The organism is Corynebacterium sp. ACRPJ (assembly GCF_022347345.1).
Lineage (GTDB): Bacteria > Actinomycetota > Actinomycetes > Mycobacteriales > Mycobacteriaceae > Corynebacterium > Corynebacterium tuberculostearicum_D.
Genome location: NZ_JAKRNC010000005.1, coordinates 67,944 through 94,497 on the forward strand (window position 1 = coordinate 67,944; position 26,554 = coordinate 94,497).

Genomic DNA, 26,554 nt, shown 5'->3' on the forward strand with positions numbered 1-26,554 from the left:
TTTGTCACTTTGTTAGCGATATATCAGAATCCCACATAATTCTTCTTGGCTACGCGGCGCGCAATCTTGCCGGAGGACGTGCGGTTGATTTCGCCAGGTGCCTTCCACACGATGTCATCCGGAGTAATGCCATGGTGGGCAGTGACCGCGGTGCGAATGGCCTCGGTTGCCTCGGCATCGCCGGACGGCTGCGCATCATCGGCGCGCTCCACCAGCAGGACGAGGGACTCAGAATCATTGCCTTCCACGGAAAAGGCTGCAACGGAATCCGGGCGAACCTGTGCGGAAGCTGCTTGCACCGTGCCCTCAATATCCTGCGGATAATGGTTGCGCCCAGCAATGACGATGAGATCCTTCAGGCGGCCCGTAATGTACAGCTCACCATCCACGATGGTTGCCAAGTCTCCGGTGGCCATCCAGTAATCGTCTTCCGGCAGGCCATCCTGCAGGCGCTCACCCAGCGTATTGCGGAAGGTCGCAGCAGTTTCCTCTGGGCGGTTGAGGTAGCCGGTGGCCATATTGGGACCGTGGACCCAGATTTCTCCGATAACGCCGTCCTCCACCTCGGCGCGAGTTTCCGGATCCACAATGGCGAGGTGCTGATGCGGCACGCACTGTCCATTGGAGGCGTAAGCAACGGTGTCTTCGGATTTTTCCTCGATGACGGCGCGACCTGCGGCTAGCTCCGCGCGGTTAAAGTGCGCGATGACCGGGCGCTTGTCAGTTTGCGGGGTAGACACAATAAGTGCTGCCTCTGCCAGACCGTAGGCCGGGCGCAGTACGGAACGGTCCACGCTGAAGGCATCGAGGAAGGAGTCCACGGCCGATTCCGTCACCGGCTCGGAACCAATAATGATGCCGTCCACGTGGGAGAAATCCGCGTCCTTGGCGTGGCGCGCGGCAAGTTCCAAGGCAAAGTTCGGGATAGCGGTATAGGTGGCCTGTTTGCCGGCTGTCACGCGCCGGACCCAGCGATCCGGGTGCTGGATGAAATCGCGCGGGGTCATCACCTCGAAGTCGAGGCCCAAGATGGTGACAAATACGGCCAAGATGATGCCCATATCGTGGTGCATCGGCAGCCAAGAAACGATGCGGGCCGGCATCTGCAGCTGCAGGGCCTGGAAAATCTGCGCCACGTTGGTGATAATCGCGCGATTGGTGAGCTCCACGCCGGCCGGGGTACGGGTGGAACCGGAGGTGTACTGCAGGAACGCAGTATCCTCTGCGGTTCCCTCCACGGGAGTCCAGGAGGAAGCCAAAGAATCCGGCAGGACATCAAGGGAAATGATGCGCGGGCGCTCACGTTGAGCGGAAAAGTACGTGCGCACGGCCGCCGCCGATACGCGGTTAGTTACCACGATGGACGGGTCACAGTCACCAAATACGGCCTTGAGGTGGTCCGAGTGCCCCGGTTCGTTGGGGTCATACAGCGGAATCGGCACCATGCCCGCATAAAGAGCACCCAAGAAGCCGAAGACGTATTCCGGCGAATTACCAGCCAAGATGGCCACGCGGGTACCGGGCTCTGCCATCTGCTGCAGGCGCGCCGCCACCACCTTGATGCGGTTATTGACCTGTGCGCGGGTAAGCTCCCGGCAGGTTTCTTCCTCACCGTAGATCCACTGGCGCATGACCACGCGGTCTGGGTCGGTTTCCGCTTGGAAGAGCTTCTCTGCCAACTGGGCCAAGGTGAACTCGGGTGCTAAGAACTGCCCCATCTGCGCTTTTAGATCCATCGATTCTCCTTAGGTAAATGGTTTCGTTAATAAAACTATCGGAGTTGGGGGAATGGTTGTTACGCGGCGTCGATAAGCTGGCGGGCCCAGCCCACTACCCACTGGTTGGCAGTCGTGCCATCGATAACGCCACTATTGGAGGCGTACTGCGCATGCACGCCATTCGCGGCAATCAAACCCTGCGCGCGCTCTAGTGCATTGGTCACGTTAGGCGGGGCATCACACACCGAATCATTGGGCGCGCAAATTTGGAAGGTGCGATCCGCGAGGCTACCGAACCCATTCTGGCGCGCACCACGCATGGAAGCACCCGGCACGATGGGCTGCACCAATCCGGATACGGGCTGAAGGGCAATTTCTGCACCGACGCCACCCACCTTGCGGCCTGGGTTTTGCCCGACGCCATTTTGGCGGCGGCCGTCTGCGATAAGGGCCACGCCTGCGATGTTTTCCGCCGGAACCACGCCCTGGCCGCCACCAATCTCATCGGCAACGTCGCCAGCAATCACCGCGCCCTGAGAAAAGCCGCTCAGAATGAACTTGGTAGCCGGGCAGCTTTGATGAACGCTACGCAGCTCGTCATTCATCTTGGCGGTTCCCTCAGTGCGGGAATCGTCGTAGCTCATCTCATGTTGCGCATTAATATTTTTGAATTGCGCGGTATAGGGAAGGGTCCAGACCTTCACATCGTCCCCGTAGGCCTCCTGCAACGGCTTCGTAATAGACAGCATGAACGAGCGCGGGTTGGCAGAAGGATTGATGGGGTCGTCGTCAGCCGCGGACTCCCAAGTACCCGGGGCAGAAATGAACTCCACACGGGGGCACCAGTCAGGCTGCTGCGGTTGCGGCGGCGCGGCCTGCTCCGAGGTATGCGGAGCCGGGGAATCAGTGCCTTGGTTGAAGTAACGCGACGCGCCCACGCCAATGACAGCTAATACGACGAGGGCCGCGACAACGGTAATAGTTTTTCGCATGGATTAGTTGTACCAGGTAAACCTAGCAAATCCCTGAACGTGCAGAATCCTTGATGAGCTGGGAAAGCTCCTCAAAACTCTGCGTGGTGCGCTGCTGCTCGATGAGCTGGCCGGCAACTGCAGAAATGGTGACCTCATTCTCGTCACAGGCCGCTTTACCGGCTCCAAGGAGCTGATCCTCTACGCCATCGACGTTAACGCCGGCGTCCTTGAGCTTGTCCAAGTACTTGGCCTCTGGTTCCGGCACCTCAGCGGAGGGGATTTCAGAGATCTCGCGCGCACCGCGGTCCTCTTGCGACTTAGAGGTGGCACTCTCCGAAGAAGAGGAAGGGGCCTCGGACTCCCGCTCGAGGGGCGCGACCTCGGTCTCTTGCGGCGGTTCGCTATCCACCGTGGCGGAATCGCAGCCCGCAAGACCCAAGCACAGCGCCGCGCCCACAACTACTAGCTTGCGCATAGCTACTTCTTCTCGGTCCGAACCTGGCCGAGGACCTCGCTGATCTTGCCGTGCTGGAATTCCTGGCTCAGGCCGCCAGCGGCAATCTCGGAGTAGTCAGAAGTAGGCCAGCCGAACTCGCCCTGCTCCCAGCCAGCCTGGCCCCAGCGGTCCATGATCTTGCTCTTCAGAATGTAGTGCGCACCAGTCTTCGGGGACCAGTAGATGCTGCCCTTTTCAAAGGTCTGGAAGAAGCCGCCGTTGACGGCGTTCTCACCGGACGTCGGGAAGCCGAGCGCAGATTCAGCGCCGCCCATGTCCTTGTACTTGGCGCCGATAGCACCGTGGACTACCTGGTTGGAGCCATCCGGGTTACGGGTCAGGACGCCATCCTGGAATTCCTGCATGTAGCCCTCGCCGACCTTCTTAACCGAGCCGGTCGGGTACTTCAGGTCGCCCTTTTCGTAGCCGTTCTTGCCCCAGGCCTGGAACATATCGCCGGTAATCTCCCAAGCACCGGTCTCCGGGGACCAGTAGATGGAGCCGTGCTCGAAGTGCACGAAGCGACCCTTGCCGTCCGGGGTCTTAGACTCGCCGGTCTTAGGGAAGCCCAGCCAGGAGGTAGGTCCACCGATCTCGGCGTAGCGAGCACCAATACGGCCGAAGAGGGCGTGCGCACCGGTATCCGGGGACCAGTAAACGGTACCAGACTCGAAGTCCTGGGCCTTGCCCTTCTTAGCGACGTCGTACTCGTTATTCAAGCAAGAGCCAATGACGCCGCTCTTGGTCTCCTTGGCGATGGCGCCGATGGCCTCACAGTCCGCACCGCGATCAGCCTTGTCCATCTCGAGGGCATCTGCGATGTAGGGCCATGCCTGCTGCATCTCAAACTGCCAGTATTCCCAGCTGTGCACGCCGGATGGGCGGAACTTAATCACTGGGTTAATCTTGGCGCGCTTTGCGTAGTCCACATAGGTCTGGGTGGACATGCGGGAAATGACCTCCAAGCCCATACCGGCAAGGTTGGCCTGACCCTTGGCTACGGAGTTGGCGTTACCAAAGTCATCCTTGCCCGAACCTGCAGAGACATAGACCTTCATGTCCTTCAGGTTTTCAATGCCCAGCTTCGGATCGTGGTCGATCCAGTTTTGAGAACCTGGCTCGCCCCACATCTTGCGGGAATCATAGCCGCCGGCATCGCGCTGCGCAGCCATGATGGCTTCCGGCATGCCGCGCGTAGTGGTGTCCAGGTAACCGGAGAAGGAACCCACGAAGTTGAACAGGTGCGGGTTGCGCTCAGCCAAGTTCATCGCGGCCGTGCCGCCCATGGACAGGCCGGTGACCGCACGCTTGTGGTTCGAGCGGTACTCATTATCCAAGATGGGGATCAATTCCTTGGTGAGGAAGGTCTCCCACATGTAGCGCTTACCGCGGTCTGCCTGCTCCCAGTCCGAGTAGAAGGAAGATTCGCCGCCTACCGGCATAACTAGGTTGACGTTACGGTCAGCGTACTGGTTCAGAATATTGGTCTCGATGGTCCAGCCGGACTCATCGTCACGTGCACGCAGGCCGTCGAGCGCCCATACCTCTGGGAACTTCTTTTCCGGGTGGGAGTACCAGTCACGAGCCAGCTGGATCTGCACCTTCTGCTCTTTGTCCGGCATAGCCGCGGACTTGATGTAGACCATCAGGTGGCGGTTGGTCAGGTACTCCACGCGGTTGATCTTCACGCCCTCCGGCAGGCCCTTAACATCCGGGTATTCGGTGTTCAGCGGGGTGCGGGCGGGCGGATCCTTCGGTGCGAAGTGATCGGACAGGCTGGAATCGCCGCCGATTGCGGAAGAGAGATCGCCTACGGAAGATTGTGCGGTGGCGTTTGGCAGCAGAGCCAAACCCACGGCAATAGCGGTAGGTACTGCGGCCACTGCAAGGCCCTTGCGAGCTTTACTCGGGGAAGTGCTTTTGCGCATAGGTAAACGTCCTTGAAGATTTGCCGCGGTACCTTTCCGAGGGTTCCCCTCCCCCGGACCGATGCCTGCGGCGTGAGCTGTCTATCGTGTGCTCAAGTTTAAGTTGAACTTGAGACTTACGCTAGACTGACACGCCGCTACATGGCCGGGGAGTTGCCCGGGTTATCCTGTCCGCTCACGCGGTACAGGTGCTCGTTGACAAACTCGCCTACACCCCAGCGTGCCAGCTCGCGGCCGTAGCCGGAGCGGTTCACGCCACCGAATGGCAGGCCTGCTGCGGTTACCGACGCCTCGTTGACAAACGTCATGCCATCGTTGAGCTGGTTTGCCACCTCGAACGCGGCATCCAGGTCGGTGCCCCAGACGGAGCTGGACAGACCATACTCCGAGTTATTGGCAATCTCGATAGCCTCTTCAACATCCTTGGCCTTGTAAACAATAGCCACAGGGCCGAAGATCTCGTTGCAGCCTACGTCGGTGGATGGGTCGACGTCGGTAAGCAGCGCAGGCTCCATGTAGGCGCCCTCGCGGTCAATCTTCTTGCCGCCTACGCGAATCTTGGCGTCACCATTGGCCGCGGCCTTTTCCAGGCGCTCCACAATCTCATCGCGAGCACCGATGGAGGACAGCGGACCAATGTCGGCATTCTCGTCGTCATAAGTGCCGACCTTCATGTCCCCAATCTTCTTTTCCAGGTACTCCACGGTGCGGTCGTAGAAGTCCTCCAGAACGATGAGGCGCTTTGGTGCGTTGCAGGCCTGGCCGGTGTTGTACATGCGGATCAGGTTGTACTGATCCAGGACCCACTCCAGGTTCTCATCATCAATAACCAGGAACGGGTCGTTGCCGCCTAGCTCCAGCACGGACTTCTTGTAATTTTCACCGGCGGTCTTGGCCACGGCAGCACCTGCGCCCTCCGAGCCGGTCAGGGAAACACCCTTGATACGCTTATCCGCTACAAAGGCATCCATCTGGGAACCGGAAGCGTAGATGTTGATGTACGCGTCCTTCGGCAGACCAGCCTCTTCCAGGATGTCCTGGCATGCCTGGGAAGACAGCGGGCAGATGGAAGCGTGCTTGAGCACAATGGTGTTACCCAGCAGCAGGTTAGGCGCCGCGAAGCGGGCTACCTGGTAGTACGGGAAGTTCCACGGCATGATGCCCAGCAGTGGACCGATCGGCTCCTTGCGCACTACGGTCTTGTCGGCATTCTGTGCCGGCAGGTACTCGTCGGCAAGCAGCTCGTGCGCGTGCTCGGAGTAGTAGCGGTAAATATCGGCAACAATCTGTACCTCGGCCTTGGCCCAACGGGTCAGCTTGCCCATCTCGCGGCCGATGTGATCTGCTAACTCATCAATGCGCTCTTCATAAAGGTCAGCTGCGCGGGACAAAACCGCAGCACGCTCCTCGATGCGAGTGCTACGCCATGCCTCGTAGGCCGCGGTGGAGCGGTCTAGGATGTCATCGCGCTGCGAATCATCGATACGTTCAAACTGGTCTTCACTCTTGCCTGTGTTTGGATTCTCAATAGCGAACATGCGCCCCTGTATAGTCCCAACTCACATACCTTGCAATGAACCCCTCCTGAGCTTGAGGAATCGCTCCCACGTCAGTTTCCAATGAATACTCCGGGGCGCCAATGGACCTGCCGCTCGATCCACCTCATAAGTGCCATCCTCAAACATCCAGACAATATCTCCGGTAAACGGGTCCATGATGTATCGCACCCGACCATCCGTCTTCACGTTATGGTGATGCTGACACAAGCTCACCAGATTTCCCACACTGGTAGGTCCTTTGTCGCCGTACTCCACGCGATGATCCAATTGACAATAGTGTGCTGGCATCGAGCACCCTGGCCACCGGCAGGTCGCGTCCCGCCCCTGCACCCAGGCGCGGATTTCTTCTGAGGGAACATACTTTTCGACGTCCTCGGCGGTAAGAGTTCGCACCGCAGAGTCATGGGCCAGGTCCTCCCCCAGATCGCACCATCCTGCGCTAGGAATGAAGACGCGGGAAGGATCCTCCCCGGTGCGATAGGTGTTAATCACCACCTTGGTACTAGTGCGGTTGAAGATCAGACTTTCCAGCGCCTCCGCCGTTGAAACCCCCTCTTGTGCTGCCGCTTTATCAATATGTCTAGAAATTGCCGCCGCAGTGGCCTTATCTGTCTTCAACACAATCGTGGCCTGTCCACCCGAATAGGACACCGACACTGCGCGCTCGATCTGCGCCGATAAATCTGGCTTCAGCAGCCCATCAATGAATCCACGCAGGAAATTTCGGATTTCCGGTTCCGTCGGCACGTGCTGTCCCGGGTCTTTGGGCGTGAGGAAATCTGCCAAGGCCGCATCAACTAGTTGGATCTGCGCTTCGTCCTCGCCGAGGGGACGCAATTCCACGTCAATAACTTGGAGTCGCGGAAGGTCCAAAATCCAGTGTTCCGTTTGCACTGCGGTAGTAAGCGGCAGTTCGCGCATCCGAAAGTGGGCTTGGATTGCACTTGATACCCGCCATCGCGAAAGACCGAGTCTCTTGGACAAAACGGCCAGTGTGCAATCAACGTCGTCTTCTAACTGTGGCAGCACTGCCTGGAACAGTTGCCATGATTGAATTCTTTGCACCATGGCCATGACACACACGGTGTCTTCCATGTCATTGGTAGAAAAATACGCCTGTTTTGGTGGTGCGGTAGCAGTAGTCACGAAAGCTCCCCCTCTAAATAATTTCGCACACCCAATCGAACTGACATCCATAGATTAGCGCACCGCCGAGACACCCGCAATAGATAGACGCATATTTGTTCGATACCCGCTGCAAAAGAAAATCCCCTTTCCTTAAGAAAGGGGATTCCGCCGCAAGAATTACCAAGCGTTCATGACGTTAAGCACCTGTGGCTTAGAGCGGTTGAGCTGGTAGCCGAACTGCTCCCAGTTGTGCAGACCCTGTGCTGGGTAGTCCACGGTCGGATTCAGGCCCTGCAGACGAGCGGCACCCTCCCACACGCGGGTGGTGATATTGGAGCCGAACTCGAGTGCAGCACCGGCAGCCTGGTGCTCCGGCAGGTAGTGGCTATCGCCGGCGCCTGGGACGCCAGAGGCAGCAGAGATATACAGGTTGGTATTGCGCAACTGCGGAATAAGCAGCAGCGGATCGTTCTGGAAACGCTTCGGGTTAAACAGGGAACCGTACATAGCGTTGATATTGAATCCGCCCGCATCCAGCATGGCAAAGCGCATCATGGTCTGAGCGCCCGGAACCGTGGTGGTCAGGAAGCCGGAGTAGGACAGCGCTTGACGAAACTGGTTCGGGTGCTTTGCAGCTAGGGTCAGGGCAGCACCGGCACCCATGGACAAGCCAGCAATGGAGTTGTTGTTGCGGGCAACACCGAAGTTGCGCTCCAAGTAGCCAGGAAGCTCGCTGGTCAGGAAGGTCTCCCACTTGTAGTTGACCGGATTTTCCAGGTCGTAGGTAGCAGGACCCTGCCAGTCAGCGTAGAAGGAAGCGGCACCACCGACGGGCATAGCGAGGGTGATGTTGTGCGGCTCGTACGTCTTGGCAGCATTAACGTCATTTACCCATGCGTTAGTGCGCTCGGTGGCACGCAGGCCATCCAGCAGGTAGAGGGCGGCATTGCCGCCACGCTTTGCCGGCTGAACCTGCACCGGAATGGTGCGGCCCATTGCCTGGGACCATACGTCGCAACGCTGGACCCACCAGCCGACCTTGTCCCACTCACACGTACCAGTGGCGTCACGGCGCAGCCAGTCGCGGTTGGCTGCCTCTGCCGGCTGGGAACCTGCCACGACGGCCAGGCCCAAAGCTACGGCAACTGCCATGATGACTGAAAGGACGCGACCCTTGATGGATGCAGTCATCTTTCTCCTTCAAACTACTCGGTGATTGTCACTAAGTTCTATCGTCCGGAACCTGTATACCGTTAACGTCACGGATCGATAACAATGTCACAGAATAGTGTAACTTAGGTTCCCCCTAAAGTCTGCATCTAAAGGAATTAGCGCAGGTAGTCAGAGGGATCAGAAGAAAAAGTGAGGGTCCGACCATCGGTCAGAGAGAATTTAATATTTTTCCAGAAACGGCCCCAAGTTAGGGGTTCCCTGTATGTGGCGAAGAGTTTCTGAAAATCGGCGTCGGCAAGCGCGGCGCGAGCCTTGGCCGCCTCGTACTTATCAATCCACGCCGGGATCTCGTCGATATCGGCGGCGGAATCTGCCACCTGCCACGACATATCCAAGCTCTTGTCGTGCCCAATGCGCCCGCCCTCGATGCGCGGCTGGCGCGCCGCCAAAGGGTTGCTGAGGCCGATATTGTCCAGCACGCGAATATCCAGCGGCGCATTCATGGAAGACAGGCCCAAATTGAGCAGGTAAACGGTCGGCGGATCGGTGCGCGAAGGGTCCGCAGGCGTGGCCGTCCACGAGAACCTATCTTCGCCCTTGATATAGCGGAAGGTCATGGCGTCGCCGGCCTCTAGCTCGTCGATGCCCTCCTGGTAGTCCTCCATAAACTTGGCGCCGAGGAACTCTTCGGCCCGCATAGGAGGATCCTGGCGCTGGGTGGCATAGGTCCAAAAATCGCGCTCGTCCACGATGGAAATTTCATCCGCATAGATGCTGCGATCCACCGGATGCCCGCGCAGAACGATAACCAGCGCCCACACCGCACAGAGGACGGAAACGATCCACATGCGTACGCTAACGACAAAGATCGGAAGCAGAATCGCAAAAAGTGGCAGCAGCAGCATGCGGCCGTGCATAAAGTCTCCACCCACGCGCAAGACGTAGAGCGTATGGATGAGCGCCGCACCTACAAAAAGATACGTGGCAGTGGCGGTGGATCGGAGAGCCGTGGGGCGCAGGTCCGCCTTCCACAGACCCGCAATGGCTAGCACGATGAGCGGTAGGAAGAGCCAGTACGGTCCGGCAAAGTCCGCCAGGTAGGTAAAGCCCTTGCCCCATTCGGAACCGGCCGCGGACTTGGCCACGGCCGTGTGCGGGGTCAGCAGGCCGTAGTACCCCATGCGGAAAATCTCATAGGCCAACGGCAACGGCACTGCGACGGCAAGAATCTTCCACCAGCGGTGGGATACGAGCAGCACGATTCCCACCAGGCCGCCGTACAGAGCGAGCTCTGGGCGCACCAGCCAGGACAGCCCAGCCCAGAAGGCGAGCCAATAGGCGTCGCTATTGCTCCCGGAGTGGCGGCGCGGGCGCGCCCACCGCAGCAACAGCCACCACAGCACCGCAAGGTAGAAGATGCACAGACCCCATTCCAAGCCGGAAGTGAAAAAGTCGCGGGCCGGCGGCAGGGCCAAATACACAAGTGCGCCTGCCGGAAGGACGGCGCCAGAGCGCATGCTTGCCGACGCCCCCGTGCCGACAACCATCGCCGCTACCGCCAAGAAGAGGCCCAGGTAAATGGCGATGCCTTCCAGGTTTGCGTGGGTTACCCAGCGCACAAGGAAGATGAGGTACTGCCACAGCGTGGAGGTATTGGCCTCCACGCGCTCGCCCATATTGAACACGGGCCCGTTTCCAGCTTCGAGATTGCGCACGGTACGCAGGACGATGAGGCCGTCATCGGAAATCCAGCGGCGAGCGAAGCCGCCCCAGAAAGATAAAACACCGATCACAAGAATGACCGCTGGGGTACTCCAGCGGGCGATACTCTTGTGGTCGGTGTTAAGCACGGGGAGAAAGTTTATCAGCCCCGCAGAAAATTTCTATATCGATTCCGCTGTGTCTAGAACAACGGCATGATATAAACCGCCATGGCAATGCAGGCGAGCCAGGCCAAGGCGAGAACCTGCAAAGTGCGGTCCTCCAGTGCAATCTCATCCGGTGCGCCGCCCTGGCCGCGGTCCACATCGGCCGCATAGCGGAGGATGGCGATGGTAAACGGCACCATGGAAATCTGGTACCACACGCCACCGGTCTGGGCGTCGTTAGCGAGCTCGAAGCCCCACAGGGTGTAGCAGATGACCACCGCGGTGGCGGCTAGGGTCCACACGAAGCGCAGGTAGGTGGGCGTATACCCTTCCAGGGATTTGCGGATTTTCGCGCCGGTTTGTTCTACCAACAGGATCTCCGAATAGCGCTTGCCGGAGGCCATAAACAGCGAGCCGAAGGCCGCCACCAGCAGGAACCACTGGGAAAGCTCGATGCCTGCGGCTACGCCACCGGCCATGGTGCGCAGCATGAAGCCGGAGGACACCAGCGCAATATCGATCACCGGCATATGCTTCCAGCCAAAGCAATAGCCCAACTGCAGTGCGATATAAATCGCCATCACGATAGCCAGCTGCGGCCCGGCCGTAGCGAGGAAAGACAAGCCGATGGACAGGCAGATGAGCACCACGGCCATGACATAGGCGAGCTTGATCGGTAGCACACCCGAGGCAATCGGGCGGAAGCGCTTGGTCGGATGCTCTTGGTCCTCTCGCCAATCCTTCGCATCGTTAATCAGGTAAATGGAGGAAGCACCGAGGCAGAAGACGACGAAGGCCAAGAGGACGTCGAGAAGCACGCGGCCATGGAACAGCGCATCGGCGCCGGCCGCGGCGGGGGCGGCCAGCACCAGGACGTTTTTGACCCACTGCTTGGGGCGCAGGGCCTTAATCATGCCATCGACAAGATTCTTCGGCGGCTTGCGCTTGCGGCCGGTATCTACGCCGGAGGTGTGCGGTTCCGAATGGAAAAAGTGCTGGTTTCCATCATCACTCATGCTTCATTCCTTTCATCACGACCTCCGCGGTAGCAGCGCCGATGGCCGCACCCACGGCCGTATCTGTTGGGTAGTGCACTCCGAGCACCATACGCGATGCCATCATTACCGGCACGCCGAGAAGGGGCGCCTTGCGGCCGGTAAGGCGGCTTACCGCCACCAGGAATGCGGTGGTCGAAGTAGCGTGCGAGCTGGGAAAGGAGAGCTTGGAGGGCGTTTTTACCCCCACGCGTACGTAGGGATAATCCGGGCGCTTGCGGCGCACGATGCGCTTGAGCACCACGCTGGCGGCGTGCGCGAGGAAGGTGGCGGCCCCAACACGGATCCAGCCTTCGCGGCGGCGCTTGTCGACGCCCGCCCCTACCGCAGCGCTGCCCATCCAGCCCAAGGCATGCTCGCCCCAGTGGCTAAGCCCGCGGGCGGTGGGAAGCACACCGGGCACGTCGAAGGCCGCACCCTGGATGGACTCGAGGACGCACGATTCGGCTACGGAAAGCTTATTGGGCATCGAAGACCTTCTTCCAGGACTCGCGCGAGGTCAGCTCCGGCTGTGCCGCGCGGTATTCGGCGCGCAGGTCGTCGAAGTTCTCCTCGATTTCCTTCAGCAGCTCGCGGGTCTGGGTCACGAGGTCCTTGGCTAGGTCGCGATCACGCTTGCGGAAGGCGACGCCGGTGCCACCCGCGGTGGAGACGGTGGCCGAATCTACGCGGGACAAGGTGAACCAGCGGGCCTCGTCCGGGGTGAGGTTTAGCTGCGGCGCCTCATGGTGCGCAGCGTCTTCCTTACTGACGAGGTGCTTGAGGCCCTTGATGGCCCACGGGATCTTCTTAATCTTGGCCAGGCGGCCGCCGATATTACGGGTGGGCACGCCCGGCGCGCCGGTGGGAGCTGGGAGCTCATCGGCGGATTCCAGGATGACGGCATCGGAGTAGTTCTTGCGGATCTGCGCGATGCGCGGCAGCGAAGACTCCAGGATGTCGAAGAGATGGTCCGGTCCGGCCAGGAAGTCTCGCATGGCCTCAATCTGGATGGCCATGGTGGAATATTCCATGCACATGGTGTGCTTGAGGGTGGACTTAAAGATGGACTTGGTAATGCCCTTGGCCGGTCCCTCGTGGTACATCGCGGCAACGATGAGGCGGTTGCGCAGGTGGAAGTAGGCCTGCCAGTCAATGGCATCGTCCTTATCCGCCCAAGCCATGTGCCAGATAGCGGCACCCGGCCAGGTCACCGTGGGGAATCCGTTGCGCGCTGCGCGCAGGGAGTACTCGGTATCGTCCCACTTGATAAACAGCGGCAGCGGCTGGCCGTTGGTTTCTGCCACGATGCGTGGGAAGAGGCACATCCACCAGCCGTTGTATTCCACGTCAACGCGGCGGTGCAGCGCGCGGGAATCGTACTTCTTGGGATCCAGGTGAGTCTCGCGGGTGCCGATGGCGCGCAGCGGGTACTTGGCAAAGTCGTGGTCGTAGACGGCGTGCGGCGCCGCGCCCCACATGAAATCGGCACGGTTGACCTGCTCGCCGGTGGTGCGCAGCTGGGAGCGCTCCTGCAGATTGAGCATCTGGCCGCCGACGATGATGGGCTTAGCCGCGTAGCGGGCCGCTTGAACCGCGCGCAGCACGGAGTCCGGCTCGATGGCGATATCATCGTCCATGTACAGGATGAAGGGCGATTCGGTATTCTCCAGCGCCTCGTACATGATGCGGGAGTAGCCGCCGGAGCCGCCCAGGTTGCCTTGGCGGAATTCGCGGAAACGCTCGCCAAAGTGGGCCACCGCCTCGTCGTACCCCGGCTCATCGGCCGGGTGCTGGTTGCCTTGATCCGGCATGAGGACGAAGTCGATGATCTCGTCTACTACTGGGTCCTCGGCCAATGCCTTGAGTGCTGCCACGGCATCGGTCGGGCGGTTAAAGGTGGGGATGCCAACCGCCACGCGCTTGTCCTGCGCCGGCTGCTCGGTGCCGTCCGGCAGCAGCTGTGGGCCGGGGGCGTGGGGGGAGCACCAGGCGGCGTCAGCAAGCGTGGTTTCCTGCTCGGCGGTGATATCGAACCACAGCCAACCGCCATCCTCGAAGTTTTTAAGCGGCAGCTCAAACTCGTGGTGGCCGGTGCCTACCAGGTGGTTGGCCACGGAAATGCGCTGGCCATCCTGCTTGGAGCGGTAGAGAGAAATATTTGCTTGACCCTCAATGTCCAGGCTGAGGATTACGGAGCGCAGCTGGGACCAGCGGCGCCAGTAGGAGGCTGGGAAGGCGTTGAAGTAGGTTTCAAACGAGGCTTCCTCGCCGGCCGGGATGGTGACGGAAGTGCGGTTAAACCAGCTGAGGCGTTCGCGGTTTTGCTCGGCCTCGATGAGGTAGAGCATCCGCACATCAAAGGGCTCGCCACGCTTAGGCAGCAGGATGCGCTGCAGGGGCTCATGGGCCTGGGTGTTGTTGGCAGTCACGATAGCTTCGATTCTCCAAACGGTATAAACAGTAGTCAGCGATTTAGCGTAGTTGCTTTTGCATAAGTACTACGGTTTACACGCGGAGCCCGTAATATGGAACATCATGAGATGGGTTCCTTGCGCGGCAGCAGTAGGTCTTCTCGCTGTAGCCAGCGCGCCCGCCGCTATCGCAGAGGAAAAGCCCGCGGTGGAGTTTCTGGACCACGCCCAGATCCTCAGCAATTCGGACGAAGAGGCCATCAAATCGCAAGCACAGTCCATGCATTTGCCGGATTCTGTGCACGAGGTCCTCTACGCTACGTACCCGAAATCGGGCGAGGAATTTTCCCGGACTCTATTCCATGACTTGGAACGCGAGCATCCACATTTCATCAATGGAAGTGGGCTACAGAAAAATGTGCTCGTCATCGCGGTAGGTTTCGAGCCCAATAGCATGGCCGTGCACTGCGGCACAGAGGTGTGCTAGGACATCAAGATTTATGATGAGGGCCGCGTGGACGGCATCTTGGACCAGATGCGGCCGGCGCTGGCGGACGATGACTATACCGTCGGCATGATCCTGGCTACGCGCGCCGCCGCGGATACTACCGTGCGCCGGCAATCTATGCAGGATGTGCCCACGTGGTCCGTGTTCATCGCAGCGACTATGGTGCTCGTGGTTCTGGGCGCGGTTGGCCTCATTACCTACCTGTTCATCCGCCGCGCCCGGGTGCGCAAGCGCTTCGATTATATTAAGGGCGCTCGCGACGGGGCTGAGGAACTCATCAAGCGCACGGAGGCACGGATTGACGCCCTGCATTCCCCCTTAGCGGGCGACTACCTGAAGGTACAGTGGCGCTCTCTGGTCAATCAGTACACCGATGCGCGGCCGACGCTCAAGGCGCTGGAGAACATCCAGGACTATTCCCTGCACGCTGCCTCCATCAAGGAGGCATACAAAGCGCTCAAGCAGATCAATACGGCCGCGGCGCAGATAGATTCCCTGGAAAATTTCTGCGCCGGTGATACTGCGGTGCGCGCGGACGAGGTGCAATGGCTGCTTGGCGACGCCCAAGCGGCCCTCTCCCGCCAGCCCGACAACGCCAGCTTGCGCCAGATAACGCAGCGCATCAATGACCTGTCCCAGGAACTGTCGCGGGAAGACTTCGACTCCGCCTTCGCTCGCGTCCTCGAGGACTACCACCCCATGGTGGGCGCGCTGCCAGAACGGCTATATCCGCAGCGCGACCGCAAAACTCCCCCACTGTTGGGCACGCCGGAATGGCGCCCCGGTATGGGCACGCACTACATGCCCTATAGGTTTGCGGGCTTCTGGGTGGCTAATAATAACGTCTCCTCCCAGCTGCCCAACCCGTATCGCTTCTAGGCGTTGACCGGCTCGGTCACCGGATCGATACCTAGCTTGTTGAGCATGTAGAGCACGCGAGCTTCGAGGTCATCAGCCAATTCGCGCGCCTCCTCCACGGTATCCGCAGCAGGAATATCCCAAATCTTGATGTCCTTGCCCGCCTCATCGCGCTCTACCTCGCGGCCCAAGAACACGATGTAATCCGGCATCGCTACCGTGCGCACCTCGTCGAGGTACTTATTCGGGGCCTCACCCATGCCGCGCTCGTTCATGACGTGGGCAAGGTGGCCTTCCGCTTCGTTTTCTGGGTGAGCAACGGCGGTATCTACAAAGAGGGCATCGCCGGCGTGCTTGCGGGTCAGTTCCGCTGCAGCTTGGGCCAGCGCATTATTGGTACCGGCAGCAAAGCGAACGTGCAGGCGGTGAGCACCGAAGTAGTCGCGCACCTCACGCTCCACCAAAAGCGGCACGAATTCATCGAGCTCCGCCTTCTTGGTGTGCTTGGCAATAACCTCATCGAGCTTGGCATCGATTTCCGCGGCCGTGTACTCGTGGCCGTAGTTCTCGTGCAGATCCTGGCGCAGGGTTTCAAACTGGTTCATTGTTATCCCCTTTCTCGGATTATTGTCCCGTTTGCTAAGTGTTAACCTGACGTTAACTTTACCGGTTAACGGTGGGTTAAGTCAAACGGTTGGGAATAACCCAATAGTTTTCTGCACCAAGAAAGCGGAAAGGCCCGCCGGGTGTTCCGGCAGGCCTTCTTGGACTGTTCCTTCTTTTTATCGGGAATGCGCGATGCGCGGCTACGCAATTTCAGGTGCTCCTGCAGCCGCTCCGGCGACATTTTCCACATGCGGCGGTCAGCCATGCCGTCACCTCCTTTCCTCAGAGGTGATCAAGCATAGCGCTTAGTGGCCTCGCTCCCGCTCAAGGGCCTTGCCCTCGTTCCAGAACGGAGCCAGCTTGTTGTCGAACATACTCAGCGCGGAGACGATAACCATGCACATATCGACGTCGACAGACAGCCCGAGCCAACACGTTCACCAGCAGGAAATCGGCCACAAAGTGCACATCAATCCCCCGCTTTAGCACCGAACCTGACCGAACACGTCAGCAAGTCATGCGCTTTTGAAGCCCGATCCCCACGAAAACCAAACCACTCTTGGGCGACACTCTTGTAGTTTGAATTACCCAGCCTTAAGCCCCCTTCAGGACGATTAACAGACTAAAAGCTGGGCACTCCACTCGAGTTCGTTTAACGTATTGGGCAGAGCAATCAGCAATGACCGCTCACCCTTATTCCCCATCACTACCCTATGAAAGGAGGCCTCAAGTGACCGCAACACTGACACTCGCCGATGTCGCCCGGCTGACCGGCGTTACGCGCCCCTCGGTCAACGAGTGGATTCAGCGCTTTAACTCAGAATCCATCACGCCCTTCCCCTCCCCTTACGGAGAACATGATGGCCACCCCTACTACGCCATCACCGAAATTCAAGACTGGCTGCGAGCAACTAAGCTCGGCCGCCGCGACACAGCCGTTGAAGATGCCCTCTTCTATTCTTCGCTCTACCGAATGCTGCTCCACAATCCGGCACGCGCGGCCTTGGGCCTTTTAAACTGCAACACGGCTCTCTCCCCTCAGGATTTTTCGCCCTCTGCTGCAGTAATCGACTCTCTTACCGCGGCGTACCAGCGCGCAGCAGACAACATTCCTTCTGATGACCCTGAAGCTGACATCGCACAAGCCGCAGAGCAGGTAGCCGAGGCAGCTTTCGGGCCCGCGACCGCGCTCGCCCGTCTTGCAGATGACCTCAGTGCTCAGCGTCAAATAACACTCTCTTCCCGGTTTACTTCCCGCGCTATGCAAGCAGTATCGGAAGCCCTCACGCTAGAGGACCCAACTCCACCTATCATCCCTACTGATGAATACAGCCTAGGTTTCGTCACTGGACTCGCCCGGGAACTCGAGGAAACGCTAGCGCTCAACATCGGATATCGAAAGGACTGCGCACCAGACTCTCTTTATTGGGCCGAACTAGCGTGCCGAAACGTGGAATTCATCGACGCTAGCGAGGAGATCCCAGCGAATTCTCTCATCGTCCACGCTGCTCCTTCCCCTCTCAAGAATGCACCCGAATACTTCGAGCACCTCCAGGACTTGCTCGACAACCTGAACGAGCGCGGCGCAATGTTCTGCATTTCCACCGCAGACATGCTTATCGAGGACTCTTTAGCGCAGGTCGTCCGACGGAGCTTCCTCGCACCGACTGAAACCGGTGCAATTGCACCGCTGCGTTACAGCGCACGGCTGCCCCGAGGCATTTTTCCGGACCGCGGACAGCAGCAGGGCGCACTATGGATTCTCAAGCGCCCTAATCGCAAGGCCATAGGCAACCCTGCCGATGCTGCTGCCGTTATCGCTGACGTGCCGGACCTTAAGACACCCGGTCTCGTCTCAGACTGGGCAACCATGCTCACCACACCGGATGAAGCGCGCAAGCACACCTTTGTCCGTGGTCGTATTCTTCGCGCCGCTGATGCCTGGCGCAGTCGTACTCATTCTCTCGATGACTCGGTCTTTTCTTCTACGTCGACGTCCTCCGCCGCCGATCTCATGCACACCGCACATCAAGCAGGATTAGACATCAGTCCAGTAGGGTTGGAGGACGCGCAGCCAAAGATTGGTATGCGCGCTGAATCGGGGGCAACGCGCCTTGAGTACCTACCGTGGAAGGCCGCGACCAACGCTCGCACTGGGGTACTGCAGAAACTCAGCGGCTCCCGCATTGCCGAACGTGATCTCGCCCCTGAAGCAGTAGCAAAACTGGAACTCATCGGTGAACCCGAAATTCTGGGGAGCATTCCACAGGGCGCACGGTGCATCGATCGTCTCCGGTTGGAAGACATTGCACCGCGCGGCACCCTCACAGAGCCAGGGGACGTGGTCTTCATCAAGAGCCCAAGACCACGCGCGCTCATCGATGAAGAAGGTGGCAAGCTCGTCACGGCTCCTGCCCAAGCGTTGCGGTGCCGCACCTTCCGCGGGCGCAGCAAGACTCCCCTTGAGAAGGTTTGCATCCCGTACCTCGTGGCGAAAGCCATCAACGAGGCCACATCCTCGGAGCTGAGCTCGCTGTACTTCCCCGTCTTTCCACGTGGGAATGCGAAGCACCTCGGCTCGGTGGAACACCAGCTCCGCGCACGACGCCAGCAGCTCTTAGAACAGTTACATAGCCTCGATGAACTTGAGCACGGCCTCGTCATGTCGATAGGTACCGGTGCTGTCACCATCGCTGAATCTCGTGGACAATCCCCGCCAGGCTAATAACAGAGTTCAACATTCAAACGAACAAAACCCCGTTATATGTAAGGAGAAAAATGACTAACACAGTCAAGGATGAGCAGAACGTAGAGTCTGCCTCCGCCACCACCCTCAAAGAGCTCAAGGACACTTTATGGAAGGCAGCAGACAAGCTGCGCGGTTCCATGGATGCATCCCAGTACAAGGACATCGTCCTAGGACTGGTGTTCCTCAAGTACGTCACTGACGCCTTCGATGCCCGGCGCGCGGAGCTGCGTGCCGAAGGCGAGGAGCGCGGCGATAGCGAAGAGTACATCCAGGAAGACCTGGAGGATATCGACGCTTACCGTGAGAAGAACGTTTTCTGGGTCGACCCCATCGCTCGCTGGACCTTCCTGCGTGACAACTCGAAGGGCAAGACGAGCGACGCCGGCCAGGAGTACCAGTCCATTGGCAAGCTCATCGATAACGCGATGAAGCAGCTCATGCTGGACAATGAGTCGCTGTTAGGTACCCTGCCCACGAACTTCGCCTCGGATAGCGTTGACCAGCGTCGTTTGGGCGAACTCATCGACTTGTTCAGCACCACGCGTTTCACCGCGGAGGGTCCCGAGCGTGCTCGCGATTTGCTGGGTGAGGTCTATGAATACTTCCTGGAGAAGTTCGCCCGTGCTGAGGGTAAGCGTGGCGGTGAGTTCTACACCCCGCGCCCCGTCGTCCGCACTCTCGTAGAAATCCTGGAGCCGACCCAGGGCCGTGTCTATGACCCTTGCTGTGGCTCAGGCGGCATGTTCGTTCAGGCAGAGAAGTTCCTCGAAACCGCAGAGAAGGACCGCACTGCTCTGGCCATCTACGGTCAGGAGCTCAATGAGCGCACCTGGCGCATGGCCAAGATGAACCTGGCCATCCACGCCATTAGCTCTGCCGGCCTCGGCGAGCGCTGGGCCGACACCTTCGCCCGCGACATTCATCCGGATAAAAAGATGGACTATGTCATGGCCAACCCGCCTTTCAACATCAAGGATTGGTCACGCAACGAGGAGGACTCCCGCTGGAAGTACGGCGTCCCGCCCAAGCGCAATGCAAACTTCGCGTGGATGCAGCACATTATCTCCAAGCTCACTTCTCAAGGCGAGGCCGGTGTTGTCATGGCCAACGGCACGATGACGTCGAACTCCTCCGGTGAAGGCGACATCCGCAAGACCATGGTGGAAGACGACATCGTCTCCTGCGTCATCGCACTTCCTGCACAGCTCTTCCGTGGCACGCAGATTCCGGTCTGCGTCTGGTTCTTCGCCAAGGACAAGAAGGCCGGTAACAAAGGCTCCATCGACCGCACCAATCAGGTCCTCTTCATCGATGCCCGCGAGCTCGGCCACATGATTGACCGCACAGAGCGCACCTTCAGCGACGACGACATCCAAAAGATTGCGAACACCTACCGCCTGTGGCGCGGCCGCACCTCCGCACCGAAGGACGAGGCCTACGAGGACATCGCCGGCTTCTGCAAGTCCGCCTCCCTCGATGACATCCGCGACGCCGACTTCGCGATGACTCCTGGCCGCTACGTCGGCTTCGCCGAGGCCGAAGAAGACGACGAGCCCATCGACGAGAAGATTGCCCGACTCACCGGCGAACTCACCGCCGCGCTTGACGACGCCGCCCGCCTGGACAAGGTTGTGCGCGAACAGCTGGGGAGGTTGAAGTAATGCCAAGAAATTGGATTCCTACCCCTCTAGGCAAAGTGGTTTCTCTTCAACGCGGTTTTGACCTCGCAAAAGAAGCACGAATTCCAGGTCCCTTCCGCATCCTTTCAGCTGGCAAAAGCGGCGAAACTCATAATGAGGCCAAAGTAAAGGGGCCCGGGTTTGCAATCGGACGTGCTACAAATCTCGGTAAACCTCAGTGGTCCGACGAAGATTTCTGGCCGCTAAACACGACGTTATTCGCCACAGATTTTCACGGAAACGACCCACGGTGGCTTTTTTACTGGTTTGAGAATGCCGACTTAACTGGGTTTGATTCCGGCTCAGTTCAACCAATGCTGAACCGAAATTATATCGCCGGCATCAGCATAAACCTGCCTCCAATTGAAGAGCAGACCGCGATAGCAACCATGCTCCGATCTCTCGACGATAAAATCGCCGCAAACAATCGAGCTAAGGGCATCGCACTCGATTTAATTAAAGCCCTTGGTGGAAAACCAACGAACACCGTTAAGCTTTCTGTTCTGTGCGAACGAAGTACACACTCAATTAAGCCAGAAACCATTGAAGCCAAAACAGTCTTGCACTACAGCCTCCCGGCGTTCGATCTCGGTGCTCCTGCACAGGAAGATCCAGCAACTATTAAGAGCAACAAATTCTCACTTGAACATCCCTGTGTTCTGCTGTCGAAGTTGAATCCACATACGCCCCGAATCTGGAGTGTCCCCGTCATCAACGAAGACGTTCCAATGATCGCGTCTTCGGAATTTGTTGTGCTTCAACCAACAACCTGTAGACAAGCACAGCTTTTTGCAGCCACAGCACAACCTGAGCTTTTCCATCACCTGGAGTCACTGACGGGAGGAACTTCAAAAAGTCACCAACGCGTACGTCCTGCCGACATTTTGACTAGCGAAGTTCCTGACACACGAACGCTTTCTGCTGAAGAATCACAAATGCTTGAGTCGCTAACACTCCGATTCGAAAGTTTGGTGGTGGAAAACCAAGCCCTCGTCCGCACCCGCGACGAACTCCTTCCCCTCCTCATGAGCGGCCGCATTACGGTCGGTGAGGCGGAGGACGCGGCGGATGAGGCGGCATCGGAAAGCTAAGCACCCCTACCCCTACAACCCCCAAGGAGAAGCTCATGCTGAGCGAAGAATCCCTCGAACTCATTGTTCAGGACCACCTGGCGGAACTGGAATGGCAGGCCGGCCACGGCCCGGACTTTGCGCCGGGCTCCGGCGAGCGCGACACCTGGAATGACATCGTGCTGCGCGGGCGACTGCGCAATGCCGTGCGCAACCTCAACCCAGATGTGCCGGAGGAGTACCTTGACCAGGCCATCGGTGAGGTCATCACGCCGAAGTCGCAATCCGCGATTGCGGAGAACCGGCGCATTCACCAGATTCTTGTGGAAGGCTACCGCGGTATCGAGTACATCGACCACGAGGGCAACGTCCAGAACCCGACCATCTACTTCCTGTCCTCGCAGCCGCACAAGAATGACTACTTGTCGCTCAACCAGGTCACCGTTGCGAACCTCGATGGGGAACGTCGCTTCGATGTGGTCTGCTACGTCAACGGCATGCCGCTGGCATTCATTGAGCTGAAGAAGACGGGCGCGAATACCTCCGTCGAGGGCGCCCACAACCAGCTGCAGACGTACGTCAAGGAATTCGGCATGGCCTTCCGCTTCGCCAATATTGTGATTCCTTCGGATGACCTCAGCGCGAAGTACGGTACGCCGTTTACTCCGTGGAACCACTTTGCGCCATGGAACGTGGATGAGGACGGCAGCCCGGTCGACCCCAACAACATGGTTGTGGCCGGCGAGCCGGTCACGCAGCTGGACCTGTTGCTTGATGGTCTGTTTAATGTGGAGCGTTTTGGGCAGCTCTACAGCGACTTCACGGCGTTCGATGACACGGCCGAGGGGCTAGTCATGCGCATCGCGAAGCCGCACCAGTACTTCGCGGTGACCAAGGCTGTGGGTTCCACGATCACGGCGGCGCGCGGCGACAAGCGCGCTGGCGTCATCTGGCATACAACGGGTGCCGGCAAGTCCATGGAGATGGAACTCTACACCGCCAAGATTATGCGTCGGCCGGAGATGCTCAGCCCGACTGTCATCGTGCTCAATGACCGTACGGAGCTAGATGAGCAGCTCTTCGAGACCTTCAACCGGTCCACCATCCTTCCGGAGGCACCGCGCAATATCGAGTCGCGTGCTGAATTACGTGAGCTGCTGTCGCAGAAGACTTCCGGCGGCATCTACTTCTCGACGCTCCAGAAGTTTGGCTTGAACGGCCAGGGTGAGTTGCGTGAGACCGAGCACCCGTTGCTCTCTGACCGGAGCAACATCGTGGTCATCGTCGACGAGGCACACCGTTCCCACTATGGCTTTGGCGATACCGCGGCTGACGGTTACGCACAGCACCTACGCAATGCGCTGCCGAATGCCTCCATGCTGGCGTTTACCGGTACCCCGCTCAAGGAGTGGGACCGCGATACGCGCAAGGTCTTCGGTGACGACGTAGATGTCTACGACATGAACCGCGCCGTCGAGGACGGTGCCGTCGTTCCCGTGTATTTCGAGCCACGCCTCATCCCGCTCAAGCGCATTGCTGGAATTACCGATGACGAGATTGATGACACCGCTGAGGAAGTACTTACGGGTCTCGACGAGGTAGAGCGCGAACGGATTCAGCGCTCCGTCGCCGCGTTGGAAATCATTTACGGTTCCGACGACCGCTTAGATGCGCTCGCTGAGGACTTTGTACGCCACTGGGAAGACCGCCGCGAGAACATGCGGGAATTCATCGGCGCACCGGGCAAAGCCATGATTGTCACCGCCACGCGTTCCATTGCAGCACGCCTCTACTCCAAGATCGTGGCGCTGCGCCCTGAGTGGCACTCGGATGCCGATGACAAGGGAAAAATCAAGGTCACCTACTCTGCCGCGCCGTCCGATCCGGATGAGCTCAAGGTCCATATGCGCCGCCCGAGCGCGCTCAAGGCCGTGAAGAACCGCATCAAGGACGTCGACGACGAGCTGGAAATCGCCATCGTTCAGTCCATGATGCTCACCGGCTTCGACGCACCGCCGCTACACACGCTCTACATTGACCGTTCACTCAAGAGTGCACTGCTCATGCAGACCCTCGCCCGCGTCAACCGCACGTTCCGCGACAAGCAGGATGGCCTCCTTGTCGCCTATGCTCCGCTGGTCGAGCACCTGGAGAAGGCTCTGGCTGAGTTCACGCTCAACCCCTCCGACGACGGCACGAAGGTCACGGGACAGGACGTCGAAGAATCGCTCAATCTGGCGAAGGGATTCCTGGCTCGTCTCGACGACATTGTGGGAATCGAATGGAAGAACACCGCTTTCATCGATGACGCCAACCTTCGCCGTGCCTTGCTCGATGTCACTGGTTTCCTTCGCAATCCAAGAACCGAAGGCAACTACGACCCCGAGAAGCCAAACGCGCGTCCCGTCGCTGATGAGTTCAAGCGTCAGGCTGGAAGGCTCGCGCGTGCCTGGGCACTAGCTTCGGGCAGCCCCGACGCCGAGGAATACCGCGACAGCGTGCGGTTCTACTCCGAGGTCAAGAACTGGCTCATCAAGCTCGATGCGGGCGACCGCGTGGCCAATGGCGAGCCAATTAGCGACTCCATCCGCAACGCCCTAGGCAAGCTGGTCGTTGATTCGGCTGAGGCCACCGGTGTCATCGACATCTACCGCCAGGCCGGGATTGAGATTCCGAACTTGCAGGATCTCACCGTCGACCTGTTCAAGGACAAACAATCGCCCTCGGAGGTCTCGTTGCTCATTGATGCGTTGCGCCGCCAGCTCCAGCAGGAAGCCCGCACCGCCACAGGAAACAACGAGCTGCGCTCCAAGCAGTTCTCCGAGCGGATCACTGAGCTGATGAATCGGTACACCAATCAGCAGCTCACGGCCGCTGAAATCATCGCCGAACTCATCCGCCTGTCCAAGGAGATCGTCAAGGAAAGCAAACGCGGTGAACAATTCACCCCGCCACTAGGCAATGACGAGCTCACCTTCTTCGACGCGGTGTCGACAAACGAATCCGCAACCGAGCTCATGGACGACGAAGTTCTTGCTGAAATCGCACGCCAGCTCGTTTCCATGCTGCGGCGCGATGCAAAGACCGACTGGACAGTACGCGACGACGTACGTGCGAAACTACGCCGCTCGGTCCGCAGGTTGCTACGCGACTACAAGTATCCACCGGACAAGGCGCCGGAGGCCATCAAGCTCGTGCTTGAACAGATGGAGAAATTCGCGCCACGGTATTCAGCGGCGGCGCGCGAACAAGGTGACGTTGAACACCGTGGTTAGCCCTGCAGCCGATAGCGCTGCTTCGGGCTCTTCAGCGGCTCAGTGCGCACGATGACGCCTTCCTCAACAAGTTCGTTGATGGTCCTGCGCACGCCGTTGAGGGACAGCCCCGCAGCCCCTGCCAATTCGCGACTGGACGCTGTCCTGTGTTCGCGAAGATAGTCGAGCACGCGCTCGCGGGTTCCGCCACCCAACGCCGCGGTGCGCTCCGGGGTAGTCGGATTTCGCCGCACAAAGGTGAGTTCAAATTCGGTCAATGAATCCCGTGGTACCGGCGGCGGCAGCAGCTGCTGCTCCAATTGGTCGAGAATCTCGATATATCCGGTACCACGATTTTCCGCAACGTACCCATCCCCGTCACCGGCAGGAGTCACCTCCAGCAACGCAGACAAATGCTGATTGCGCGCGCTAGACATACCCGCAGTGCCCAATCGATCAACGGTGACCGTTCCATAAAGACCACCGGGGTTGAGGATCTCCAGCCGGTCGACATACAGGTTCACTTGTACCTGCGTGCCCCGCGCCTGCGGCGAATAGTCACGGTGCATAAGCGCATTAGCGACTGCCTCACGCACGGCCTCCGGAGGATAGTCCGGCAAGTCCTTACGGAAGACTCCCTCGATTACGCCTCCGACGCGCATATTGCGTCGGACTGCCCGCACGGCATCCGCGACCAGCACCGGAATGGGCCCCACCAGACTTTCGTTGTCGAGGAAGCGCTGCTTGCCCATCCCGGCCGCTTTATCAGTGCCGGGATATGCTGCAAAGGTCACGTTGAGCCGCGGGAAAAACTGTTGCGGGTAAGTGCCCGCTGCCATAAGCCCGCCCAAAGTTGGCACTAGTTTTCCGTTGTCGTTCCGGGTAATCAAGTGGAGCGCTAACATCGCCTCTTCATCGCTCAACCGTCCAAAAATGCGTTCATGGATGGAGCGCTCGCGGGCCAAGATCTCGGCCACAATGTCAGGATCCAGATCGTCGATGTCAGCATCCGCAACCGGCTCCAGATCCCATTCCGGCTGGGTCTTGTTTTCCTCCAGCCGGTCAATCTCGTATGGCTTTAGTACGCGGTCCCCATCATGGACCCGGATATAGCTGCCGTGATACTTCGACTGGGAAACGACCCAGCAAGGCTTTTCAAAAGGAGCACATTCGGGAATGGTGCCAACGACAATGCTCGCGCCCTCCCACTCAACAATGTCGATCTGGGCGCGAACCGACGGGGTCACGTGGTCTGCGCATGCGCCAGCCAGGGCATCCGCCATGGCAGTAGCATCAAAGCCTGGTACCGTAACGAACCCGTTGTCTTCATCCAGCCCCAAGATGATGATTCCACCGGTCCCGTTAGCAAAGGCAGAGATAGAGCGAACGAGCTTCTTGGGAAAACCTCCCGCAGCTGCCTTGACCTCGACAGCGCGCGTATCGGTGTCCTGAGATCGCAGGCTTCCAATGATCTCGGCGATCTCCGCCTGGTCATCATCCCAGACCACAATCACTCACCCCTATCAGCGCTCAACGCT

At 59.1% G+C, this 26,554-nt stretch carries 20 protein-coding genes; 6 read left to right on the top strand and 14 right to left on the bottom strand.

Annotated elements, in window-relative coordinates; genetic code table 11:
* Nucleotides 1–23 precede the first annotated feature (23 nt).
* From MHY08_RS05035 to MHY08_RS05085, 11 genes are all read right to left on the bottom strand, one after another.
* A complete protein-coding gene (locus MHY08_RS05035) occupies nt 24–1,736 on the bottom strand; it encodes an AMP-binding protein (protein ID WP_239235644.1) in 1,713 nt (570 codons plus the stop codon).
* Between the two features lie 59 nt (nt 1,737–1,795).
* The gene (locus MHY08_RS05040; protein WP_204610790.1) at nt 1,796–2,710 is read right to left on the bottom strand and encodes a cutinase family protein; all 915 of its coding nucleotides are present in this window, start codon (nt 2,708–2,710) and stop codon (nt 1,796–1,798) included.
* Between the two features lie 22 nt (nt 2,711–2,732).
* The gene (locus MHY08_RS05045) at nt 2,733–3,167 is read right to left on the bottom strand and encodes a hypothetical protein (protein ID WP_204610789.1); all 435 of its coding nucleotides are present in this window, start codon (nt 3,165–3,167) and stop codon (nt 2,733–2,735) included.
* A gap of 2 nt (nt 3,168–3,169) precedes the next feature.
* Nucleotides 3,170–5,116, bottom strand: coding sequence for an alpha/beta hydrolase-fold protein (locus MHY08_RS05050; RefSeq protein WP_239235647.1), 1,947 nt, complete (start codon nt 5,114–5,116; stop codon nt 3,170–3,172).
* Nucleotides 5,117–5,253: 137 nt separating this feature from the next.
* The gene (locus MHY08_RS05055; protein WP_204610785.1) at nt 5,254–6,654 is read right to left on the bottom strand and encodes an NAD-dependent succinate-semialdehyde dehydrogenase; all 1,401 of its coding nucleotides are present in this window, start codon (nt 6,652–6,654) and stop codon (nt 5,254–5,256) included.
* A gap of 21 nt (nt 6,655–6,675) precedes the next feature.
* Nucleotides 6,676–7,821 (bottom strand): HNH endonuclease signature motif containing protein, encoded by a 1,146-nt coding sequence (locus tag MHY08_RS05060; protein ID WP_239228421.1) that lies wholly within the window; start codon nt 7,819–7,821, stop codon nt 6,676–6,678.
* A 159-nt stretch (nt 7,822–7,980) separates the two neighbouring features.
* The gene (locus MHY08_RS05065; RefSeq protein WP_239235648.1) at nt 7,981–8,994 is read right to left on the bottom strand and encodes an alpha/beta hydrolase family protein; all 1,014 of its coding nucleotides are present in this window, start codon (nt 8,992–8,994) and stop codon (nt 7,981–7,983) included.
* Nucleotides 8,995–9,131: 137 nt separating this feature from the next.
* Entirely contained in the window at nt 9,132–10,826 is a 1,695-nt protein-coding gene (locus tag MHY08_RS05070) for a hypothetical protein (protein ID WP_239235649.1), read from the bottom strand.
* A gap of 53 nt (nt 10,827–10,879) precedes the next feature.
* Complete coding sequence (locus MHY08_RS05075; RefSeq protein ID WP_005327057.1) at nt 10,880–11,860, bottom strand: decaprenyl-phosphate phosphoribosyltransferase; 981 nt, start codon at nt 11,858–11,860, stop codon at nt 10,880–10,882.
* Nucleotides 11,853–12,368 (bottom strand): phosphatase PAP2 family protein, encoded by a 516-nt coding sequence (locus tag MHY08_RS05080; protein WP_239235650.1) that lies wholly within the window; start codon nt 12,366–12,368, stop codon nt 11,853–11,855. The genes MHY08_RS05075 and MHY08_RS05080 overlap by 8 nt, the downstream gene beginning before the upstream one ends.
* Nucleotides 12,358–14,310 (bottom strand): glycosyltransferase, encoded by a 1,953-nt coding sequence (locus MHY08_RS05085; protein WP_005327055.1) that lies wholly within the window; start codon nt 14,308–14,310, stop codon nt 12,358–12,360. Before MHY08_RS05085 ends, MHY08_RS05080 begins: the two co-directional genes overlap by 11 nt.
* Nucleotides 14,311–14,416: 106 nt before the next feature.
* Here MHY08_RS05085 and MHY08_RS05090 point away from each other — a divergent pair, with 106 nt between their 5' ends.
* The gene (locus tag MHY08_RS05090; protein ID WP_239235651.1) at nt 14,417–14,779 is read left to right on the top strand and encodes a hypothetical protein; all 363 of its coding nucleotides are present in this window, start codon (nt 14,417–14,419) and stop codon (nt 14,777–14,779) included.
* A gap of 27 nt (nt 14,780–14,806) precedes the next feature.
* The gene (locus MHY08_RS05095; protein WP_239235652.1) at nt 14,807–15,679 is read left to right on the top strand and encodes a hypothetical protein; all 873 of its coding nucleotides are present in this window, start codon (nt 14,807–14,809) and stop codon (nt 15,677–15,679) included.
* Here MHY08_RS05095 and MHY08_RS05100 read toward each other — a convergent pair.
* Together MHY08_RS05100 and MHY08_RS05105 are read right to left on the bottom strand one after the other, a co-directional pair.
* Entirely contained in the window at nt 15,676–16,263 is a 588-nt protein-coding gene (locus tag MHY08_RS05100) for a three-helix bundle dimerization domain-containing protein (RefSeq protein WP_239191834.1), read from the bottom strand. The two genes, MHY08_RS05095 and MHY08_RS05100, sit on opposite strands and share 4 nt — an antisense overlap.
* A 65-nt stretch (nt 16,264–16,328) precedes the next feature.
* Nucleotides 16,329–16,529, bottom strand: a complete 201-nt coding sequence (locus tag MHY08_RS05105) for a DEAD/DEAH box helicase (RefSeq protein WP_225746298.1) — start codon at nt 16,527–16,529, stop codon at nt 16,329–16,331.
* 465 nt (nt 16,530–16,994) lie between these two features.
* Between MHY08_RS05105 and MHY08_RS05110 the strand changes: the two genes are divergently transcribed.
* Genes MHY08_RS05110 through MHY08_RS05125 form a run of 4 tightly spaced genes read left to right on the top strand, consistent with a single transcriptional unit; the run spans nt 16,995 to nt 25,037 of the window.
* Nucleotides 16,995–18,989 carry an AlpA family transcriptional regulator gene (locus MHY08_RS05110; protein ID WP_239235653.1) on the top strand — a complete coding sequence of 665 codons (1,995 nt, stop codon included), beginning with the start codon at nt 16,995–16,997 and terminating at the stop codon, nt 18,987–18,989.
* Between the two features lie 53 nt (nt 18,990–19,042).
* Nucleotides 19,043–20,674 carry a class I SAM-dependent DNA methyltransferase gene (locus tag MHY08_RS05115; RefSeq protein ID WP_239235654.1) on the top strand — a complete coding sequence of 544 codons (1,632 nt, stop codon included), beginning with the start codon at nt 19,043–19,045 and terminating at the stop codon, nt 20,672–20,674.
* Nucleotides 20,674–21,783 carry a restriction endonuclease subunit S gene (locus tag MHY08_RS05120; protein WP_239235655.1) on the top strand — a complete coding sequence of 370 codons (1,110 nt, stop codon included), beginning with the start codon at nt 20,674–20,676 and terminating at the stop codon, nt 21,781–21,783. Before MHY08_RS05115 ends, MHY08_RS05120 begins: the two co-directional genes overlap by 1 nt.
* A 35-nt stretch (nt 21,784–21,818) precedes the next feature.
* Nucleotides 21,819–25,037 carry a type I restriction endonuclease subunit R gene (locus MHY08_RS05125; RefSeq protein WP_239235656.1) on the top strand — a complete coding sequence of 1,073 codons (3,219 nt, stop codon included), beginning with the start codon at nt 21,819–21,821 and terminating at the stop codon, nt 25,035–25,037.
* Here the strand turns inward: MHY08_RS05125 and MHY08_RS05130 are convergent.
* A complete protein-coding gene (locus MHY08_RS05130; RefSeq protein WP_239235657.1) occupies nt 25,034–26,530 on the bottom strand; it encodes an ATP-binding protein in 1,497 nt (498 codons plus the stop codon). The two genes, MHY08_RS05125 and MHY08_RS05130, sit on opposite strands and share 4 nt — an antisense overlap.
* Nucleotides 26,531–26,554: the final 24 nt, after the last annotated feature.

Excerpts from the sequence above, each read along its gene's own strand:
- MHY08_RS05035 (WP_239235644.1), bottom strand. The coding sequence starts at position 1,736 with ATGGATCTAAAAGCGCAGATGGGGCAGTTCTTAGCACCCGAGTTCACC.
- MHY08_RS05040 (WP_204610790.1), bottom strand. The coding sequence starts at position 2,710 with ATGCGAAAAACTATTACCGTTGTCGCGGCCCTCGTCGTATTAGCTGTC.
- MHY08_RS05045 (WP_204610789.1), bottom strand. The coding sequence starts at position 3,167 with ATGCGCAAGCTAGTAGTTGTGGGCGCGGCGCTGTGCTTGGGTCTTGCG.
- MHY08_RS05050 (WP_239235647.1), bottom strand. The coding sequence starts at position 5,116 with ATGCGCAAAAGCACTTCCCCGAGTAAAGCTCGCAAGGGCCTTGCAGTG.
- MHY08_RS05055 (WP_204610785.1), bottom strand. The coding sequence starts at position 6,654 with ATGTTCGCTATTGAGAATCCAAACACAGGCAAGAGTGAAGACCAGTTT.
- MHY08_RS05065 (WP_239235648.1), bottom strand. The coding sequence starts at position 8,994 with ATGACTGCATCCATCAAGGGTCGCGTCCTTTCAGTCATCATGGCAGTT.
- MHY08_RS05075 (WP_005327057.1), bottom strand. The coding sequence starts at position 11,860 with ATGAGTGATGATGGAAACCAGCACTTTTTCCATTCGGAACCGCACACC.
- MHY08_RS05080 (WP_239235650.1), bottom strand. The coding sequence starts at position 12,368 with ATGCCCAATAAGCTTTCCGTAGCCGAATCGTGCGTCCTCGAGTCCATC.
- MHY08_RS05090 (WP_239235651.1), top strand. The coding sequence starts at position 14,417 with ATGAGATGGGTTCCTTGCGCGGCAGCAGTAGGTCTTCTCGCTGTAGCC.
- MHY08_RS05100 (WP_239191834.1), bottom strand. The coding sequence starts at position 16,263 with ATGAACCAGTTTGAAACCCTGCGCCAGGATCTGCACGAGAACTACGGC.
- MHY08_RS05105 (WP_225746298.1), bottom strand. The coding sequence starts at position 16,529 with ATGGCTGACCGCCGCATGTGGAAAATGTCGCCGGAGCGGCTGCAGGAG.
- MHY08_RS05115 (WP_239235654.1), top strand. The coding sequence starts at position 19,043 with ATGACTAACACAGTCAAGGATGAGCAGAACGTAGAGTCTGCCTCCGCC.
- MHY08_RS05120 (WP_239235655.1), top strand. The coding sequence starts at position 20,674 with ATGCCAAGAAATTGGATTCCTACCCCTCTAGGCAAAGTGGTTTCTCTT.
- MHY08_RS05125 (WP_239235656.1), top strand. The coding sequence starts at position 21,819 with ATGCTGAGCGAAGAATCCCTCGAACTCATTGTTCAGGACCACCTGGCG.